We start from the raw sequence: 19491 nt of genomic DNA on the forward strand, positions 1-19491 counted from the left end.
GAAGTTCATACTACGCTGAAAACAGGTGTGAAAGTGGGAAAGAGCGAAGCCTCCGGAAACATCCGGCGCCGGTAAAACGTTGGTTTTTTAAGTACCTTGCGCGGTACGCATTCATTGTCCAAAAGTATAGTGATTTTCTAAGATGGAAGAAAAACTGCTGGAAGAAATTCCCTCCCTCGACCTGGCCGACTTCCGTTCCGGTGACCCGGAGCGCAAGGCCCGCTTCGTACAGCAGCTCGGCGAAGCCTATCAGAACATTGGCTTTGTGGCTCTCAAGAACCACGGCCTCACCGATGAGCAGACTGCCTCGCTGTATGCCGACGTGAAAAGCTTCTTTTCTCTTCCCGACGAAACCAAGCAGCGCTACGAAAACCCGGAGCTGGCCGGCCAGCGCGGCTACATCAGCAAAGGCAAGGAGCACGCCAAAGGCCGCAACACCGGCGACCTGAAGGAATTCTACCACGTGGGCCAGGAAGTGGAAGACGACACCGACCCCATCGGCAAAGAATATCCGGCCAACATCTGGCCGTCAGAAGTACCCAGCTTCCAGAAGAGCACTTTCACCACCTACCGCACCCTGGAAGCAGCCGGCAAGGACGTGCTGCGCGCCATTGCACTGTACCTGGAGCTGCCCGAGAACTACTTTGACGACAAGGTGCGCAATGGCAACTCCATCCTGCGCCCCATCCACTACTTCCCCATCGAAGACCCGGACGCCGTTCCGGCCGATGCCGTTCGGGCTGCTGAGCACGGCGACATCAACCTGATTACGCTGCTCATGGGCGCCTCGGCCGATGGCTTGCAGGTGAAGCGCCGCGACGGCAAGTGGATTCCGATTACGGCCCTGCCCGACCAGATTGTGGTGAACGTAGGCGACATGCTGCAGCGTCTCACCAACGGCGTGCTCAAGAGCACCATTCACCGCGTGGTGAACCCCGCCCGCGAGAAAATGAACTCCTCGCGCTTCTCGGTGCCGTTTTTCATGCACCCACGCTCGGAAATGAGCCTGGCCGCGCTGGAAAGCTGCGTAACGCCCGAAAACCCCAAGAAGGAAGCCGACATCACGGCCGGCGAGTTCCTGAACGAGCGCCTGATTGAGCTGGGCCTGAAGAAGAAGTAAGGTACTCTGTACTGTCATTCCGACGAAGGAGGAATCTGAGTAAAACCGTTCAGCGGCTTTATCCAGATTCCTCCTTCGTCGGAATGACCGTTTTTAAGGCCTTCCTTTTTCCGGGTCAGCCGCATATTTCGCCTGGTGTCTGCCGGCACAAACTAAAGCTTCTGCTACCTTAGGTCTGTGCTTTCCACTCCGCCCCTTCCGCCCCCCGATGACGTGCAGCTGGCCCCGCCGCCCCGCCGCCGGGGTGCCCGGACGCGTCGGGTTCGGGGCATTATCTTTCTGAAAGACGTGGCCGCCCTGGCCGTCACGGCCTTTGGCGGCCCGCAGGCCCATACCGCCATGATGCTGCGCCTGCTCGTGGACAAGCGGCGCTACCTCACCTCGGCTGAGCTGCTGGAAATTATGGCGCTCTGCCAGCTGCTGCCCGGGCCTACGTCCACCCAAACCATCACAGCCATCGGGTTTCGGCTGGGCGGGCCCAACCTGGCTTACCTCACCCTGCTGGTCTGGATGCTGCCCGCCGTGGGCATCATGACGGCCGCCGGCGTGGCCATGAGCTACCTCGATAAAGAGCAGGTGACGCAGCTGGTCCGCTTCGTGCAGCCCATTGCGGTGGGTTTTGTGGCGTACTCGGCCTATAAGATTTCCGAGAAAGTCATCCATACCAAAACGTCAGTGGCGCTGATGGTAGGCGCGGCCATGCTGGCATACCGCTTCCAGCTGCCGCAGGTGCTGCCGCTGCTGCTACTCGGCGGCGGCCTGGTTACCACCTTCCGCTACCGCAAGCACGCCCCCATCCTCGACAAGCAGCCGCTGCGCATCGAGTGGGCCAACTTCATTTTGTGGGGCGGCGTGTTTATTGGGGCGGCCGTATTGGGCCACTATACCCGCGAGCTGCCGGTGCTGCTGTTCGAGAACTTTTACCGCAACGGCAGCCTCGTATTTGGGGGCGGGCAGGTGCTGGCGCCGCTGCTATTTGCCGAGTTCGTGGAGTTCAAGCAGTACCTGTCGGCGCCAGAGTTTCTGTCGGGCTACGGCCTCACGCAGGCGCTGCCGGGCCCCAATTTCGCCTTTGCCTCCTACATCGGGGCCCTTGCCATGCGCGACTACGGCATTGGCGGGCAGGTGATAGGGGCGCTGGTGGCGGCGGCCGGCATCTTCATGCCCGGCACGCTGCTCATTTTCTTTCTAATCCGCTTCTGGGACCAACTCAAGCAGTACCGCGTCGTGAAGGCGTCGCTGGAAGGCGTGAATGCCGTTTCGGCCGGGCTAGTGTGCGCGGCCGTGTTTCTACTCTACCACCCGCTACCCGATACGCCCATCAACCTCACCCTCATCGGCGTCACGTTTTTCGTGCTGCTCTGGGAGAAGATGCCGTCTTATATGATTGTGCTGGCGGGTTTGTTGGCCGGGGCGGTGTTTTGAGGCAGAACGTAACGAAAGAACGTCATGCAGAAGCCCGTCATGCAGAGGCCGGAGGCCGAAGCATCTCGCCAGTGTGGTAAATGAATCTACTACACTAGCGAGATGCTTCGGCCTCCGGCCTCTGCATGACGGGCTTGGTTTCGCGCTGCTGCTAGCCTTTCAGCATCAGCTGCTCGGGCAGGCGCATGAGGTAGTCGCCGTAGCCGCTCTTGCGCAGAGGCTCAGCAATTTTGCGCAGCTGGTCGGCGTCGATGAAGCCCTGGCGGTAGGCCACTTCCTCAATCGAGCCCACCTTCAGGCCCTGGCGCTGCTCCAGCACGCGCACGAATTCGCCAGCCTGCATCAGGCTTTCGAAGGTACCCGTGTCGAGCCAGGCGGTGCCGCGGCCCAGGATGCCTACTTTCAGCTTGCCGCGGCGCAGGTACTCCTGGTTCACGTCGGTGATTTCGTACTCGCCGCGGGGGCTAGGCTTCAGGTCGCGGGCAATCTGCACTACGTCGTTGTCGTAGAAGTACAGACCGGGTACGGCGTAGTTGCTCTTGGGCTTGGCAGGCTTCTCCTCGATGCTGAGGGCCTTATTGTCGGCATCGAACTCCACCACGCCGTAGCGCTCGGGGTCGTGTACGTGGTAGGCGTACACCACGCCGCCGTCGGGGTCGTTGTTGCTCTTGAGCAGCTCCTCCATGCCTTCGCCGTGGAAGATGTTGTCGCCGAGCACCAAGGCCACTTTATCGGTACCGATGAAGTCAGCCCCGAGCACGAAGGCCTGGGCCAGGCCGTTGGGCACTTCCTGCACCACGTACTCGAAGCGGCAGCCCAGCTTGGAGCCGTCGCCGAGCAGCTTTTTGAACTGCTCCTGGTCGTGGGGCGTGGTGATGATGAGGATTTCCCGGATGCCGGCCATCATCAGGATGGACAGCGGGTAGTACACCATCGGCTTGTCGTACACCGGCATCATCTGCTTGGATACGGCCAGGGTAAGGGGGTGCAACCGGGTGCCGGAGCCGCCGGCGAGGATGATGCCTTTCATAGTAGGGTCTTGAGGGCTTGGGGACTTGGATAAAAGAACGTCATGCTTCGGCAAGCTCAGCATGACAGACGGACTAATTCCGCTCGGCAATAAACTCCTGGTTGGTTTTGAACCACTCCAGCGTTTTTTGCAGGCCTTCCTGAATACGGATCTGGGGCTGGTAGCCGAGCAGGTTGTTGGCCTTGCTGATGTCGGCTAGGGAGTCGCGGATGTCGCCGGCGCGGTCGGGGCCGTACTCGGGGGTGATGTCGGAGCCGGCTTCGGCCTTCAGGATGTTGAACAGGTCGTTGAGCGAGGTGCGGTCGGCCACGGCCACGTTGTACACCTGGTTCACGGCCTCAGGGTTCTGCACCAGCGCCGCCTTGATGTTGGCCTGCACGCAGTTTTCCACAAAGGTAAAGTCGCGGGTCTGGCCCCCGTCACCGTTCATGCGGGGCGGCCGACCTTCCAGCACGGCGTCAATGAACAACGGAATCACGGCGGCGTAGGCCCCGTTCGGGTCCTGGCGCGGGCCGAAGATGTTGAAGTACCGCAGCCCGATGATTTCCATGCCGTAAGTCTTGCCAAACACGTCGGCGTACAGCTCGTTGGCGTACTTGGTGACGGCATAAGGCGAGAGGGGCTTACCGATGCGGTCCTCCACTTTGGGCAGGGCCTTATGGTCGCCGTAGGTGGAGCTGGAGGCCGCGTACACGAAGCGCTTCACGCCCGCTTCCTTGGCTCCTACCAGCATGTTCACGAAGCCGCCCACGTTCACGTCGTTGCTCGTGATGGGGTCGTTGATGGAGCGCGGCACGGAGCCCAGGGCCGCTTGGTGGAGCACCACATCAATACCCTTGCAGGCGTCGATGCAGGTCTGCCGGTCGCGGATGTCGCCTTCGATGACGCGCAGGGCCGGATTGCTTTCGAACAGCGCCACGTTTTTGCGGAAGCCGTTGGAGAAGTTATCCAGCACACGCACCTCTTTGGCGCCGTACTTGAGCAGGTATTCCACCAGGTTTGACCCAATGAAGCCGGCTCCGCCGGTAACGAGGAAGCTCAGGTTATCGAGCGGCTGGTCGTGAAAAGGAGTGTTGTACATTTCTTGGGGATAATCAGCACGTCATGCTGAGCTTGTCGAAGCCTCTCTACCGCTTCGCTTGAATACTACTCAAACGTCAGCAGTAGAGATGCTTCGGCAAGCTCAGCATGACGTTCTTTCTGACCTAGCGGTTATACTGCTTCTGGTAGTACTCCTGATACTGGCCGCTGGTGACGTTGTTCAACCACTCCTGGTTTTCCAGATACCAATCTACCGTCTGGCTCAGGCCCTGCTCGAAGGTAACGGACGGTTTCCAGCCCAGCTCGTTCATGATTTTGCTCGAGTCGATGGCGTAGCGCAGGTCGTGGCCGGCGCGGTCGGTTACGAACTTAATGAGCTTGCGCGAGGTGCCTTTCTCCTTGCCGGTTTTCTCGTCCAGGGTGTCGCAGAGCAGATGAATCAGCTCCAGGTTGGCCCACTCGTTCACACCGCCGATGTTGTAGGTTTCGCCCACGGTGCCCTTGTGGAATACGGCGTCGATGGCGGTGGCGTGGTCTTTCACGAACAGCCAGTCGCGCACGTTTTCACCCTTGCCGTACACCGGAATGGCTTCGCCGTGCTGAATGCGGTGGATGGCCAGCGGAATCAGCTTCTCGGGGAAGTGGTTGGGGCCGTAGTTGTTGGAGCAGTTGCTCAGCTTCACCGGCATGTGGTAGGTGTGGTGCCAGGCCCGCACAAAGTGGTCCGACGACGCCTTGGAGGCCGAGTAGGGCGAGCGGGGGTCGTAGCTGGTTTCCTCCGTGAACATCTCGGGGCCGAAGTCCAAAGAGCCGTACACCTCGTCGGTACTCACGTGGTAGAACACTTTGCCCTCGTAGTTGAGCGGCTTCCACAGGTTTTTGGCGGCGTTCAACAAGTGCACCGTGCCCAGCACGTTGGTCTTCACGAAGGCCAGCGGGTCGGTGATGCTGCGGTCCACGTGGCTTTCGGCAGCCAGGTGGATCACGGCGTCGGGCTGCTCCGTGGCGAACAGGTTGTCCACGAAAGCTTGGTCGGTGATGTCACCTTTCACCAGACGGTAGTTGGGCGCGTTTTCAATGTCGCGCAGGTTTTCGAGGTTGCCGGCGTAGGTCAGCGCATCCAGGTTCAGAATCTGATACTCCGGATACTTGGTCACGAACAGGCGCACCACGTGCGACCCAATGAAGCCGGCCCCGCCGGTGATGATGATTTTCATATTGATTTCGTTTGTATTTAGAACGTCATGCAGAGGCGGAGCCGAAGCATCTCGCGTGCTGATGTTGAGTTACTAATCCTGAGTCAGCACGCGAGATGCTTCGCTCCGCTCAGCATGACGTTCTTTTTTCTCGTTTACTTACCCAAGGCCTGCTGCCACTTCCAGGAGCTGGCCAAGGCTTCCTCCAGGGAGGCAGATGTCTGGAAGCCCAAAGTTTCCACCGAGCGGGTGACGTCGGCGTAGATGGCCGGCACGTCGCCGGGGCGGGCGGGGCCGATTTTGTAGTTCAGCTTCTGGCCGGTGGCGCGCTCGAAAGCCTGCACCACTTCCAGCACCGAGTTGCCGCGGCCGGTACCCACGTTGAAGGTTTCCACCGTTTCGCCGGTTTTGTCCAGCAGGCGCTGCACGGCTACTACGTGGGCCTTGGCCAGGTCCACCACGTGCACGTAGTCGCGGATGTTGGTACCGTCGGGCGTGTCGTAGGTGTCACCATTCACCGTGAGCTGCTCGCGGATGCCGGCGGCCGTCTGGGTCACGTACGGAATCAGGTTCTGGGGCACGCCCAGCGGCAGCTCCCCGATTTTGGCCGAGGCGTGGGCCCCGATCGGGTTGAAGTAACGCAGCAGAATGGTGCGCAGCGTGTTCTCGGGCGCGGCGGCTACGTCGCGCAGGATATCCTCGCACATCTGCTTGGTAGCGCCATAGGGCGAGTTGGCCTTTTTGGTGGGCGTCTGCTCGGTGACGGGCAGCGCGTCGGGCACGCCGTACACGGTGCACGACGACGAGAACACCAGGGCCTCCACGCCAAACTCGCGCATCACCTGCAGCAAGGTAAGCAAGGAGCCGACGTTGTTCTGGTAGTATTCCAGCGGCTTATGCATCGACTCGCCCACGGCTTTGTAGGCCGCGAAGTGAATCACGCCACGCAGACTGCCTTCCTCGGCAAACACCGCCCGCAACGCCTCGGCGTCGTTGCAGTCGATGCGGTGCAGCGGCACTTTCACGCCCAGAATTTCCTCTACGCCCGTCAGCGCCGACTCCCGCGAGTTACTGAAATTGTCGATGATAATCGGCTGAAAACCGGCCTCGTACAACTCCACCACCGCGTGCGAGCCAATGTAGCCCGCGCCTCCCGTTACTAGTATTTTCGTGCGTTCCATAGCAGTTCGTTGTGTGTCATGCTGAGCGCAGCCGAAGCATCTCTACCGCTTCGTTGTGGTAGTAATTAATTACCCTTGGTAGAGATGCTTCGACTGCGGCTGCGCCTTCGCTCAGCATGACGTTCTTATTTCACTCAAACCCTTACAGGCTCCAGTACTGCATGTCCTGCACCTTGCCGCGGAACAGGCCCTTCAAATCCACCAGCACTGCGTTTTCGCTGGTGATGGACTGGAAGTAGGCTTCGTCGTGCTGGGTGTAGGGCTGGTGGCTGACGGCCACGATGACGGCGTCGTAGTCGGTGCGGACTTCGGCGGCGGGCGTCAGGCGGAAGCCGTACTCGTGGTGCAGCTCGTCGCTATCAGCATGCGGGTCCACGATGTCCACGTTCACCGAGAAGTTCTTCAGCTCCTGAATCACGTCGGCCACCTTGGAGTTGCGGATGTCCTCCACGTTTTCCTTGAAGGTCGCGCCCATTACCAGCACGCGGCTTTTGGCCACGTCCTTGCCTTTTTTGATCATCATCTGCACGGTTTTCCGTGCGATGTAGGCGCCCATGTTATCGTTGGTGGTGCGGCCGCTCAGAATCACCTTGGCGTCGTAACCCAGCTCCTTGGCCTTGTAGGTCAGGTAGTAGGGGTCCACGCCGATGCAGTGGCCGCCCACCAGACCGGGCGAGAACTTCAGGAAGTTCCACTTGGTGCCGGCGGCTTCCAGTACCTCGTACGTGTTGATGTTCATGCGGTCGAAAATCATCGACAGCTCGTTCATCAGGGCAATGTTCACGTCGCGCTGGGTATTTTCGATGATCTTGGCGGCCTCGGCTACCTTGATGCTGCTGGCGCGATGCACGCCGGCTTTCACTACCAACTCGTAGGTCTTGGCAATTTCCTCCAGCGACTCTGCGTCGCAGCCGGCTACTACCTTGATGATGCTGCTGAGCGTGTGCTCTTTGTCGCCGGGGTTGATGCGCTCGGGCGAGTAGCCCACTTTGAAGTCGCCGTTGGCGAAGCTCAGGCCCGAGTGCTTTTCCATCACCGGAATGCAGTCATCCTCGGTGCAGCCGGGGTACACGGTGCTTTCAAACACCACGTAGTCACCCTTCTTGAGCACCTTGCCCACCGACGACGAAGCGCCTAGCAGCGGCTTAAGGTCGGGCTGGGCGTGCTCGTCGATGGGCGTAGGCACGGCCACGATGTAGAACGTGGCTTCGCGCAGCACGTCCAGCGAATCGGTAAACGTGATGTCGCAGCCTTCGAAATCCTTGGCTTCCAGCTCGCCGCTGGGGTCCACGTGGTTGCGCATCATGTCCACGCGCTTGGCGTTGATGTCGAATCCGATAACCTGAATTTTGCGGGCGAATTCGAGGGCGATGGGCAAGCCGACGTAGCCGAGGCCGATAACGGCCAGCTTGGCCTCTTTGCGAAGTAGTTGCTCGTACACGATTGGAATCTTAGGGACGTAAAGTCTTGAATTTCGGAGAGTTGAAAGCGGAGTTCCGGCGGACAGCCAGTGGCGTCAGGAATCGGGGCTAATACGAGAAACCTGCCCTTCGGTTAGGAGGTATTCGGCCCCGCTGCCCGGGCAGAAGGCCCGGCCGGCGGCGTCAAACACCAGTGCATAGCCCTGCTCGCTCATCCAGCCGCGTTGGCGGGCCGGATTGCCGTAGGCCAGCGCGTAGGCCGGCAAGCTGCGCGTGACCACCGAGCCGGCGCCCACAAACGCGTATTTTCCCAGCCTGACGCCGCACACCACGGTGGCATTGGCCCCGATGCTGACGCCCTGCTCCAGCACGGTGGGCTGGTACTCGTGGCGGCGCACCACGGCCGCCCGCGGATTGAGCACGTTGGTAAACACGGCCGAAGGCCCGATGAATACATCATCGTGGCACTCGACGCCAGTGTAGAGGCTCACGTTGTTCTGCACCTTCACGTTGCGGCCCAACGTCACGCCGTCGGCCACAAATACGTTCTGGCCCAGGCTGCAGCCTTCGCCCAGCACCGCACCCGCGCTTACGTGGCAGAAGTGCCAGATCCGGCTGCCGGCCCCGATACGGATGCCCTCGTCGAGGACGGCAGTAGGGTGCGCGTAGTAGGCAGGGGCGTCAGTCATAGAGGGCAACTGGTTCAGCGGGCAAAGGTAAGGCTTTATGCCCATGTAGCATAAGCCTTGGCCTGAGCCATGCCCGGGGCTGCCAGGCGCAAGCAGCCAGTTCAGCCACCGGCAGCGTGTCGGGCCGGGCGCGGCTTACTCCCAGCTGGCCCGCACCAGCCGTTGTTTGCCGAAGATGTCGGCCCGGGCGGCGGCCTGCGTGTAGCCGAGGCCGGTGAGCAGGGCCAGCGTCTGGGCGGCGTACTGCTCGTTGATTTCAAAGTAGAGCGCGCCGCCCGGCCGCAGCAGCGTGGTGCCCAGTTCGGCAATGCGGCGGTAGAACAGCAGCGGGTCGTGGTCGGGCACGAACAGGGCGGTGGCGGGCTCGTAGTCGAGCACGTTAGGGCGCATCAGGGGCCGCTCGTTTTCCAGCACGTAGGGCGGGTTGCTCACCAGCACATCCAGGCTGTGGGGCTCGATTTTGGGAGTTTGGGTCAGGATATCAAGCTGCTGAAAGTCGATTTCGCAGCCGTAGCGGCAGGCGTTGCGGCGCGCCACGGCCAAGGCCTCGGCCGATACATCGACGGCTACAGTACGGGTGGGCTCCAGCGCCTGGCACAGCGCCAGCGGAATACAGCCGCTGCCCGTGCCCACATCCAGCACCGACAGCGCCGGACGGTGGCGCTGCTCCTCCACAATCAGCTGCACCAGCTCCTCGGTTTCGGGGCGCGGAATGAGCGTGGCGGGCGTCACTTCCAGCTCCAGACCCGCAAAGTGGGCCACGCCCAGCACGTACTGCATCGGCTCGTGGCGCAGCAGCCGTGCCTGCAGCGTCGGCAGCTGCTCGGCCACGTCGGGCAGCACGGGCGCGTCGGCCTGCATGCGGCGTTGCAGGGGCGTGAGCTGCAGCAGGTGCTCCAGCACCTGCCCCGCAATGCTGGCCGCTTCCGAAGCCGGGTAGATGGTTTCCAGGGCAGAAGAAAAGTCGTGGGTGAGCTGGCGGAGCGTGGGCATGGCCCAAAAGTACGACCCAGCGCCCGCACCGGCCGGCCGCCGCCCACGCAGGACGCCACACCGGGCTTTGAAGCGCTGCCGAACAGGGCCGGAGCCGGCCGGACTGAATTCTATACCCGGCCGGTGCGCCGCCAACCGGCTGCTTCGCGCTACTTTCGCTTTTCCGCAACCCCACCGCCCCGCCAATGCCTGCTTCCCCCGACTTCGACCTGCTGATGATGCGCCGCGCCCTGGACCTGGCCCGCCTCGGTACCGGCTACGCCCGGCCTAACCCGCTGGTGGGCTGCGTCATCACCCACGAGGGCCGCATCATCGGGGAAGGCTGGCACCGGCAGTACGGCGGCCCCCACGCCGAGGTGAATGCCGTGGCGGCCGTTTCGGACCCGACACTGCTGCGCCACAGCCGCGCTTACGTGACGCTGGAACCCTGCGCCCACCACGGCAAAACCCCGCCCTGCGCCGATTTGCTGATTGCGCACGGCATCCCGGAAGTGGTGGTCTGCAACCTCGACCCCAACCCGCTGGTGGCCGGGCGCGGCCTGGAGAAGCTGCGGGCGGCCGGCATCCAAGTGGAAACCGGCGTGCTGGAAGCGGAGGGCCGCTGGCTGAACCGGCGCTTTTTCACGTTTCAGGAAAAGAAGCGGCCCTATGTGGTGCTGAAATGGGCTGAAACCGCCGACGGCTACCTGGCCGGGCCCTACTTTCAGCCGGTGGCCATCAGCGGCGAGCTGGCCCGCGTGGCGGTGCACCGCTGGCGCAGCGAGGAGCACGGCATTCTGGTGGGCACGCGCACGGCCCTGCACGACAACCCCCACCTGAACGTGCGCGAGTGGCCCGGCCCCGACCCCATTCGGCTGGTCATCGATAAAAACCTGAGCTTGCCGCCCACCCATCACCTGTTCGATGGCCGCCAGCCCACGGTGGTCTTCACCTACCGCGAGCGGGCCACCAAAGACAACCTGGGCTTTGTGCGGCTCTCGGAAGCCGAAGACCTGTTTCCGCAGATTTTCCACAACCTCTACCAGCGCAACGTGCAGTCGGTGCTGGTGGAAGGAGGGCCTACGGTGCTCAACTCGCTGCTGAAAGACGGCCTCTGGGACGAAATCCGGATTCTGCGCAGCCCCCGCCGGCTGGGCGGCGGCGTGGCCGCCCCCAGCCCCGGCCTCTGCGGCCTGCGCCAGCACACCCGCCTCGGCGACGACGAGCTGTTTGTGTATGTAAACTGAGGTGATTTTTGGTGATGAGGTGATGAGGTAATGGAGTGATGAAGTGACAGGCAGAGGGCTCATCTGCAGGCAGTATCTTTGTCGAGGGCAAGCTGCTTTGATGCCGCCAATTCCATAATAGCCTGTTACCTACTCCCTATCACCTGTTACCCCATTACTTCATCACTTCATTACCTCACCACCCCAACCCACTCACCAAGCCATGGCCGAAGAACTCACCCTTGACACCACGCTCACCAAAGCCGAGCAATACCGCCAGCTGCTCCCGCAAATTGAAGCCCTGACCACCGGGGAGCCCGACCTCACCGCCAACCTGGCCAACACGGCCGCCGCCCTGCGGCAGGCATTCGGCTTCTTTTGGGTGGGCTTCTACCTCGTGAAGGGCGAAGAATTGGTGCTGGGGCCATTTCAGGGGCCTATTGCCTGCACCCGCATCCGGCACGGCAAAGGCGTGTGCGGCGCCAGCTGGGCCCAGGCCGCCACGCTGCTCGTTCCCGACGTGGAGCAATTCCCCGGCCACATTGCCTGCAGCTCGGAAAGTAAGTCGGAAATCGTAGTGCCGGTAATGAAAAACGGCCAGGTAGTAGCCGTGCTCGATGTCGACAGCGACCAGCTCAACGACTTCGACCACGACGACCAGCAGGCCCTGGAGCAGCTGATGCAGTTGGCCGCCACCTGGTTTTAGGCCCGCACTGCTATGCGCAAACTCGTATTATACATTGCTACCAGCCTCGACGGCTACATTGCGTCGCCGGATGGCTCGGTGGAATGGCTGCCTACGCCCCCACCCGGCGAGGACTACGGGTACGCCGATTTTCTGGCCACCGCCGACGCCACGCTGCTGGGCCGCGCCACCTACGAGCAGGTGCTCATGCTGGGCGAATGGCCCTACCCCACCCTCACCAACTACGTATTCAGCCGCAAGCCGCCCACTGAGTCGCCCGAGCCTTCGGTTCAGTTCGTCAGCACCGATCCGGTGGCCTTCGTAACGCAGCTGCGGCAGCAACCGGGTGGCACCATCTGGCTGATTGGCGGCAGCACGCTGGCGTCGCCGTTGTTGGCCGCGGGCCTTGTAGATGAATTGATGCTGTTTGTGGTGCCGCGCCTGCTTGGGGCTGGCATTCCGCTGTGGCGGCATCAGGACCACCCGCAGCCGCTGCAGCTACTGCACACCCAAACCTGGCCCGACGGGATGGCGCTGCTGCATTACCGCCTGAATACTGCCGAGTAAGCACAAGACATAAAAAAAGCCGTTCCGCTGGCTAGCGGAACGGCTTTTTTGTGGTTCTTCCAACTAAATAGCTAGGTTAGAACAGCGACGGGGCGTTGGTTTTGAGCTGCGCCACAATCGTCTGGCCGCCTTTCACTTTCTCGCCAATCTGCACTTTCACTTCGGTGTCGATAGGCACGAAAATGTCTACGCGGGAGCCGAACTTGATGAAGCCGAACTCTTCGCCCTGGCTTACTTCGTCGCCTTCGTTCACATACCACACGATGCGGCGGGCCATGGCGCCCGCAATCTGGCGGAACAGCACAAACGGGCCGGCCTCCGACTCTACCACCACGGTAGTACGCTCGTTTTTGGTGCTACTTTTGGGGTGCCAGGCCACTAGGTAGTTGCCGGGATGGTACTTGAAGTAGCGCACGATACCCGAAATCGGGTTGCGGGTGATGTGCACGTTGATCGGCGACATGAAGATGCTGATCTGTTTGCGCATGTCGTCGAAATACTCCGGCTCGAACACGTCCTCAATCACCACCACTTTGCCGTCGGCGGGCGCGATGATGAGGTCTTCGTGGGTGAACAGGCGGCGCGCCGGGCTCCGGAAAAACTGCAGCAGAATCAGAAACGCCACCACCGAGGCACCAGCAAAAATCTGGTTGAACAGCAGGTTGCGCGCATTCACGCGAAACAGCAGCAGGTTGACAGCCAGCAGCGCCAGCAGGGTAAAGAACAGTATCCGTCGCCCTTCTTTATGAATCTTCATGTATCGCAGATTTGCGCTGATTACGTTGATTTCGCTGATTCAGACGACTTTCTAAAAATAAAAGTACGCGCCCGAGCCTCGGTACCGTCCCGGCAGCCCGGTTGGGTTCAGCTGACACAAAGATAGCCCGAGCCACCGGCCCGGGCTATCCGAAAGCAAATATAAGCAGCGGCGGCCAGATAGGCCACTGCGGCACACCCCACCGCCACCAGACGCTGATTTCACCGAAGCACTCAGCGAAAGGCGCCTGATCTGCGGGAGGCTAAGCGGTTAGAAGCCGCCGCGGAAGCGGTAGGTCTGGGCCACTTTGTCGATGGCTACCACGTAGGCCGCGATGCGCATCGGGATGTTGTATTTCTGGCTGGTGGCATACACCTTCTCAAACGCGTCGGACATGATCCGGTCGGCGCGCTCGGTCACCATTTCCTCGGTCCATTTGAAGCCCTGGCGGTTCTGCACCCACTCGAAGTAGGAAACCGTCACGCCGCCCGAGTTGGCCAGGATGTCGGGCACCACCATGATGCCTTTCTCGTTGATGATGGGGTCGGCGGAGGCCGACGTCGGGCCGTTGGCGCCTTCCACAATCAGCTTGGCCTTGATGGCGTGGGCGTTGTGCTCGGTGATGACGTCTTCCACGGCAGCCGGTACCAGCACGTCCACGTCGGAAGTCAGCAGGTCGTCGGCATTGTCCATGAGGGTGGCGCCGGTGAAGCCGTCGAGGCGGCCTTTGTGGGCGTTTTTGTAGGCCACGGCCTCATCGATGTTGATGCCGTTGTCGTTCCAGTACGCGCCGCTTACATCCGACACGCACTTGATTTTCACGCCCTGCTCGCTCAGGAGCTTGGCAGCCCAGGAGCCCACGTTGCCGAAGCCCTGCACCGCAGCCGATACCTCGTTGGGGTTGAGGTTCAGCTTTTTGAGGGCGGCCAGCGCCGACACCATCACGCCGCGGCCGGTAGCCTCGGTACGGCCCAGCGAGCCACCCATTACCAGCGGCTTGCCCGTTACAACAGCCGGCGACGTAGCGCCTACCGTCTTGCTGAACTCGTCCATCAGCCACGCCATTTCGCGCGGGCCGGTGCCCATATCGGGGGCCGGAATGTCTTTATCGGGACCGAATACGTCTTTCAGGGCCAGCGTGTAGCCACGGGTGAGGCGCTCGATTTCGCCGGCGCTCATGCTCGTGGGGTCACAGATGATGCCGCCTTTGGCGCCGCCGTACGGAATGTCTACCACGGCGCACTTCCAGGTCATCCAGGCCGCCAGGGCCTTCACCTCGTCGAGGTGCACGTTTTTGTCGTAGCGGATGCCGCCTTTCGAGGGGCCCAGGATGGTGTTGTGCACCACGCGGTAGCCTTCAAACACGCGCACTTTGCCGTTGTCCATCGTGACGGGAATGTGCACGATAACCTGCTTGTCAGGGGCTTTGAGTACGTCGTAGGTTTCTTCATCGAGGCCGAGAATCTCGGTGGCCACGTTGAAGCGCGACATCATGGATTCGAGCGGATTTTCGGCATCTACTCTAGGGGCCGGTTCTTTGTACACCGTGGTGGCAGCCATGCGGAGTGGGGTTTGGGGGGTGGTGGTGGGGATAACACGGCCGGTTTTGCGGGGGATGCGCCGCCGGCTATGCGGGAATTTGTGGCGTCAAAGGTAAACGGTTTACGTGGAGTTGAATGGTTGAGTGGTTGAATGGCTGCATTGTTAAATGGTTGGCCGTTCAACGTCACGCCAGAACAGCCAACCATTTAACAATGCAGCCATTCAACCACTCAATGAAAGAGCAGCTGCAGCAGCGCCAGCACCGGCAGAATAAACAAGAAGGCATCAAACCGGTCGAGCAGGCCGCCGTGGCCGGGCATGATGCGGCCGGAGTCCTTCACGCCCACGCTACGCTTGAGCATGGATTCGGCCAGGTCGCCGAGGGGGCCGAAGATGGCGACGGCCGTGGCTACCACGAGGCGGTAGGTCAGCGAAAGTTCGGGCAGCAGATAGCCCAGCGCCCAGCCCATGGCCAGCGTCAGCAGAAAGCCCCCGATGGCGCCTTCCCAGGTTTTGCCGGGCGAGATTTTAGGGGCCAGCTTGTGCTTGCCGAAGGTTTTGCCGGCCGCGTAGGCACCCGTATCGGAAGACCAGACCAGGAACAGCAGCGCCAGCACGCGGCGGTAGTCGTAGCCGGTTTCGGTGAAGGCCACCACGTTGAGCAGGCTCATGGGCAAGCTCACGTAGAGCAAGCCGAGCAGCGCCACGCCCACGTTGGAAAACGGCGAGAAATTCTGATTCTCGCGCGGCCAGGCGGCCATTTCACGCAGGATGAGAATGGTGGGCAGCAGCAGCAGCGGCAGCCCCAGCAGCGCACCCATCGTTTTTGAAGGATAGATAACCGTGTGCCAGCCCGGCTCTATTTGGCTGAGGCCGGTAGCTGTGGTGGCCCCTGCGCTCATCAGGAAGAGCGACGCGAATATTATGATGCTAATACCCCCGCCCAGCAGCGCGGCCGGCTTGTAGCCGGCTTCGCGCATCATGCGGTAGAACTCCCACAGCATCCGCATCTGCACGGCCCCAAAGAACAGGGCGAACGTCCAGGCACTGTACCAGATGCTGCCCAACAGCATAGCGGCCCCAATCAGCCCGAAAACGACCCGCTGCGCGAGGTTGGACATAGGCTTTTTGCCGGGCGCGGCGGGGTTGGGGGGGGCAGTGGTAACGGTATCGGACAAGGGAAGGAACGTAAGGGCGGGCGAGGCGCGCCGAAGTCGGGAGAGAAAGAGTGAAACGGGAAAGGCGCTACCGGGTGGTATCCACGCCGTCGTGGCTGATGGTACGGGCGGCGGGCAGCGGCGTTGTGGGCCGGGCAATAGCCGTGCCGCCACTGCCGAGCGTGTGCATCTGGGTGGGCAAGGGGTCGGGGCGCAACTCGCGGGTGCGCTTGTAGAGCAGCCACAGCACGGCCCCGCTCAGCAGCAACGACAGCACCTGCCACCACCACGGCAGCGCCTCCGTCGAATCGGGGTCGAAGCCGGCGCCGGCCAGCGCGCCCCGCTGCTGGGCGTAGAGCAGGATGATCTGGAAGGCATTCTGGGTGAAGTGAGCCGCCATGGGCACCAGGATGTTGCCGCTCCACTCATATAAGTAGCCCAGCACCAGCCCCAGCACAAAGCGCGGCACGAAGCCGAAAAACTGAAAGTGAATGGCGCTGAATACGGCCGCCGCCAGCCAGATGCCCACGTGCCTTGAGTTGGTCCACTGCACCAGGTTGCGCTGCACCACGCCCCGGAACACCAGCTCCTCGCTGATGGCCGGCACCACGCCAATCACTATCAGCCCCACCACAAACCGGGTGGCGGTGCTGAACTGCGTGAGGTAGCGCGTCAGGTCCTGGGCGCGGTCTTCCATCTCGCGGGCCTCAGCTTCCCAGCCTTGCAGAAAGCCCGGAAAGTGCGCGCCGGCGTTCCACTCAATCAGCCCCGACATAAAGGGCACGCTCAGGATGATGAGGCCGGCAGCAGCCAGCAGCCACTCCAGCGGCACCGGCCGGCGCGGCGTGAAATAGTCGGCAAGCGAGTAGCCGGTGAGGCGCGGCAAAGCCAGCGCGGCCCCGCCAAACCCCACCAACAGCAGCACGCCTTGGCTGAGCATCGACACGCCCCAGCCCTGCGGGTGGCCCGAGGGCTCCTTCGTGACGTCGCCAATCTCGCGCAGCCCCACCCCAAACAGCAGGTAGTTGCCTACCATCACCAGAAAGCTGCCAATACAGAACGCCAGCAGCATCAGCCCCACCAGCAACAGCAGATTGGCCGCTGGGTGCAAGCGGCTGGACACGAAACCTTTCATGGGCAATTGGTGCTTAGTGCGTAGTGTCATTCTAAAACGTCATTCCGAACGGAGTGAGGAATCTCGCTAGTGTACTAACTGATTCTGCTACACCAGCGAGATTCCTCACTCCGTTCGGAATGACGTTCTGCTGCCAAGACGCTGAAAGACGTAAATTTGCGTAAAATCCGCTAACTCCCCTACCCGTGGTCTACATCCGCGACATTGCTTTGCCCGATTTCCCGTTGCTGCTCGCGCCCATGGAGGACGTGTCGGACCCGCCTTTCCGGGCGGTCTGCAAGGCCAACGGGGCCGATTTGATGTACACCGAGTTCATCTCCTCGGAAGGCCTCATCCGCGACGCCGCCAAAAGCCGCAAGAAACTCGACGTGTTCGACTACGAGCGGCCCATCGGCATTCAGCTCTTCGGCTCCGACGTGGAGACGATGGGCGAGTGCGCCCGCATCAGCACGCTGGCCGGCCCCGACCTCATCGACATCAACTACGGCTGCCCCGTGAAGCAGGTGGCCTGCCGCGGTGCCGGCGCCGCCCTGCTCCGCGACGTGCCCAAGATGGTGGAAATGACCAGCGCCGTGGTGCGCAACACCCACCTGCCCGTAACCGTGAAAACCCGCCTCGGCTGGGATGAAAACACCAAAAACGTGGAGGACGTGGCCGAGCGCCTGCAGGACATTGGTATTGCGGCCCTCACCGTGCACGGCCGCACCCGCGTGCAGATGTACAAAGGCGACGCCGACTGGCGCCTGATTGCGGCCATCAAGAACAACCCGCGCATCAACATCCCCATCTTCGGCAACGGCGACATCGACTCGCCGCAGAAAGCCGTGGAGTACAAAAACCGCTACGGCGTGGATGGCGTGATGATCGGGCGCGCCAGCATCGGCTACCCCTGGATTTTCCGGGAGGTGAAGCACTTTGTGGCCACCGGCGAGCTGCTGGCCCCGCCCACCGTGGAGGAGCGCGTGAACATGTGCCGCATGCACTTCGAGAAAAGCATCGAGTGGAAAGGCCAGCGCGTGGGCATCTTCGAGATGCGCCGCCACTACGCCCAGTATTTCCGCGGCCTCGAAGGCGCCAAGCAGTGGCGCATGCGCCTCGTCGAAACCGACTCCATCGAGGAAGTACACGCCATCCTCAACGAAATCATTGCCGCCGAGCCGGTTTTGGTGGGGTAGTTCTTTATCATCAGAACGTCATGCTGAGCTTGCCGAAGCATCTCTACCGCAGTGCTAATCAAGAAAATTAGCCAGCGGTAGAGATGCTTCGGCAAGCTCAGCATGACGTTCTTTCTTTATTCCGGTTCTGCCGGATCAAGTTTCCCGCCCATGCCCACCCCTCCTACCCCGGCCGTTGCCACCGCTCCTACCCTGCCGCCCGTAGCGCCGCCACCGCCGCCGCGGATTACAGCTTCGGCCTGGGGGCTGCTGCTGGTGCTGGCCACCATCTGGGGCACCTCGTTTATCTTGATGAAGAAGGGGCTGGTGGTGTTTTCGGCCATGGAGCTGGGGGCGGCGCGGGTGAGCATTGCAGCGCTGCTGCTGCTGCCGTTTGCGCTCCGCAACGTACGCCGCGTCGATGCCGGCCGCTACAAGTGGCTGCTGCTGAGCGGCGTGGTGGGCACATTTTTTCCGGCCTTTCTTTTCGCCTACGCCGAAACAAAGCTGGCCTCGGGGCTGGCTGGGGTGCTTAATGGCCTGACGGCCGTGTTTACGCTGGTGGTGGGCGCGGTGCTGTTTGGGCAGAAGCTCACCAGCCTGCGGGTGCTGGGCATTGCGCTGGGCCTTGTAGGCACGGTGGTGCTGATGCTGCTGGGCGGCAGCGGCGGCGCGGCCACCCCCTCCGGCGACTCCAACGCCTGGTACGGGCTCTACATCGTGGCCGCCACCATCGGCTACGGCATCAGCGTGAACGTGATAAAGCAGCACCTGCACGGCCCGTCGCCGGTGGCAGTTACCAGCCTCACGCTGCTCAGCATCGGGCCGCTGGGGCTGCTGTACCTGTTCGGCTTCTCCGATTTCACGCACAAGCTGGCCACCGTGCCGGGTGCCTGGACGGCCCTCGGCTACATTGCCCTGCTGGCCACCATGAGCACGGCCGTGGCCATGGTGCTCTTCAACAAGCTGATTCAGCAGAGCACCACGCTGTTTGCGGCCTCCAACACCTACCTCATCCCCATCGTGGCCCTCACCTGGGGCGTGCTCGACGGCGAAGCCTTCAACCTCTGGCATCTGCTGGGCATGGTCATCATCCTGGCCGGCGTCTTCATCATTCACCGGGCGAAGTGAGGTGGCTTTGGGTGATGAGGTGATGAGGTGATGAAGAACGTCATTCCGAGCCTGCGAGGAAT

Annotated in this window: 18 protein-coding genes; 7 read left to right on the forward strand and 11 right to left on the reverse strand. The window is 61.8% G+C overall.

Annotated elements, in window-relative coordinates; genetic code table 11:
• The first annotated feature begins 142 nt into the window (after positions 1–142).
• Both N008_RS07385 and chrA read left to right on the forward strand, forming a co-directional pair.
• Positions 143–1120 (forward strand): isopenicillin N synthase family dioxygenase, encoded by a 978-nt coding sequence (locus N008_RS07385; protein ID WP_044014928.1) that lies wholly within the window; start codon positions 143–145, stop codon positions 1118–1120.
• A 219-nt stretch (positions 1121–1339) separates the two neighbouring features.
• Positions 1340–2545, forward strand: a complete 1206-nt coding sequence (gene chrA / locus N008_RS07390) for a chromate efflux transporter (RefSeq protein WP_052381847.1) — start codon at positions 1340–1342, stop codon at positions 2543–2545.
• Positions 2546–2696: 151 nt separating this feature from the next.
• Here the strand turns inward: chrA and rfbA are convergent, their stop codons facing one another.
• From rfbA to prmC, 7 genes are all read right to left on the reverse strand, one after another.
• On the reverse strand, positions 2697–3575 hold the full coding sequence (gene rfbA / locus N008_RS07395; RefSeq protein ID WP_044014930.1) for a glucose-1-phosphate thymidylyltransferase RfbA: 879 nt from the start codon (positions 3573–3575) through the stop codon (positions 2697–2699).
• Positions 3576–3648: 73 nt separating this feature from the next.
• Positions 3649–4656, reverse strand: coding sequence for an SDR family oxidoreductase (locus N008_RS07400; protein ID WP_044014932.1), 1008 nt, complete (start codon positions 4654–4656; stop codon positions 3649–3651).
• 124 nt (positions 4657–4780) lie between these two features.
• Positions 4781–5833, reverse strand: coding sequence for a dTDP-glucose 4,6-dehydratase (gene rfbB / locus N008_RS07405; RefSeq protein ID WP_044014933.1), 1053 nt, complete (start codon positions 5831–5833; stop codon positions 4781–4783).
• 134 nt (positions 5834–5967) lie between these two features.
• Positions 5968–6993 (reverse strand): UDP-glucose 4-epimerase GalE, encoded by a 1026-nt coding sequence (gene galE / locus N008_RS07410; RefSeq protein ID WP_044014935.1) that lies wholly within the window; start codon positions 6991–6993, stop codon positions 5968–5970.
• Positions 6994–7135: 142 nt separating this feature from the next.
• Positions 7136–8434 (reverse strand): nucleotide sugar dehydrogenase, encoded by a 1299-nt coding sequence (locus N008_RS07415; RefSeq protein ID WP_044014937.1) that lies wholly within the window; start codon positions 8432–8434, stop codon positions 7136–7138.
• Positions 8435–8509: 75 nt separating this feature from the next.
• A complete protein-coding gene (locus tag N008_RS07420) occupies positions 8510–9103 on the reverse strand; it encodes an acyltransferase (RefSeq protein WP_044014939.1) in 594 nt (197 codons plus the stop codon).
• A 135-nt stretch (positions 9104–9238) separates the two neighbouring features.
• Positions 9239–10096: a peptide chain release factor N(5)-glutamine methyltransferase gene (prmC, locus tag N008_RS07425; protein WP_044014941.1), complete on the reverse strand. Its 858-nt coding sequence runs from the start codon at positions 10094–10096 to the stop codon at positions 9239–9241.
• A gap of 185 nt (positions 10097–10281) precedes the next feature.
• Between prmC and ribD the strand changes: the two genes are divergently transcribed.
• From ribD to N008_RS07440, 3 genes are all read left to right on the forward strand, one after another.
• Complete coding sequence (gene ribD, locus N008_RS07430; protein WP_044014943.1) at positions 10282–11322, forward strand: bifunctional diaminohydroxyphosphoribosylaminopyrimidine deaminase/5-amino-6-(5-phosphoribosylamino)uracil reductase RibD; 1041 nt, start codon at positions 10282–10284, stop codon at positions 11320–11322.
• Positions 11323–11524: 202 nt separating this feature from the next.
• Positions 11525–12007 carry a GAF domain-containing protein gene (locus N008_RS07435; RefSeq protein WP_044014945.1) on the forward strand — a complete coding sequence of 161 codons (483 nt, stop codon included), beginning with the start codon at positions 11525–11527 and terminating at the stop codon, positions 12005–12007.
• A gap of 12 nt (positions 12008–12019) precedes the next feature.
• Entirely contained in the window at positions 12020–12553 is a 534-nt protein-coding gene (locus tag N008_RS07440; RefSeq protein WP_044014947.1) for a dihydrofolate reductase family protein, read from the forward strand.
• Between the two features lie 76 nt (positions 12554–12629).
• Here the strand turns inward: N008_RS07440 and N008_RS07445 are convergent, their stop codons facing one another.
• From N008_RS07445 to N008_RS07460, 4 genes are all read right to left on the reverse strand, one after another.
• The gene (locus N008_RS07445) at positions 12630–13310 is read right to left on the reverse strand and encodes a phosphatidylserine decarboxylase family protein (RefSeq protein ID WP_044014949.1); all 681 of its coding nucleotides are present in this window, start codon (positions 13308–13310) and stop codon (positions 12630–12632) included.
• 270 nt (positions 13311–13580) lie between these two features.
• Complete coding sequence (locus N008_RS07450) at positions 13581–14870, reverse strand: Glu/Leu/Phe/Val family dehydrogenase (protein ID WP_044014951.1); 1290 nt, start codon at positions 14868–14870, stop codon at positions 13581–13583.
• Positions 14871–15082: 212 nt separating this feature from the next.
• Positions 15083–16030, reverse strand: coding sequence for a phosphatidate cytidylyltransferase (locus N008_RS07455; protein WP_052381301.1), 948 nt, complete (start codon positions 16028–16030; stop codon positions 15083–15085).
• Positions 16031–16097: 67 nt separating this feature from the next.
• Positions 16098–17144, reverse strand: coding sequence for a CPBP family intramembrane glutamic endopeptidase (locus N008_RS07460; RefSeq protein WP_052381302.1), 1047 nt, complete (start codon positions 17142–17144; stop codon positions 16098–16100).
• A gap of 185 nt (positions 17145–17329) precedes the next feature.
• Between N008_RS07460 and dusB the strand changes: the two genes are divergently transcribed.
• Positions 17330–18319 (forward strand): tRNA dihydrouridine synthase DusB, encoded by a 990-nt coding sequence (gene dusB / locus N008_RS07465; RefSeq protein ID WP_044014953.1) that lies wholly within the window; start codon positions 17330–17332, stop codon positions 18317–18319.
• Positions 18320–18469: 150 nt separating this feature from the next.
• Complete coding sequence (locus tag N008_RS07470) at positions 18470–19429, forward strand: DMT family transporter (protein ID WP_052381303.1); 960 nt, start codon at positions 18470–18472, stop codon at positions 19427–19429.
• Positions 19430–19491: the final 62 nt, after the last annotated feature.

The organism is Hymenobacter sp. APR13 (genome assembly GCF_000737515.1).
Lineage (GTDB): Bacteria > Bacteroidota > Bacteroidia > Cytophagales > Hymenobacteraceae > Hymenobacter.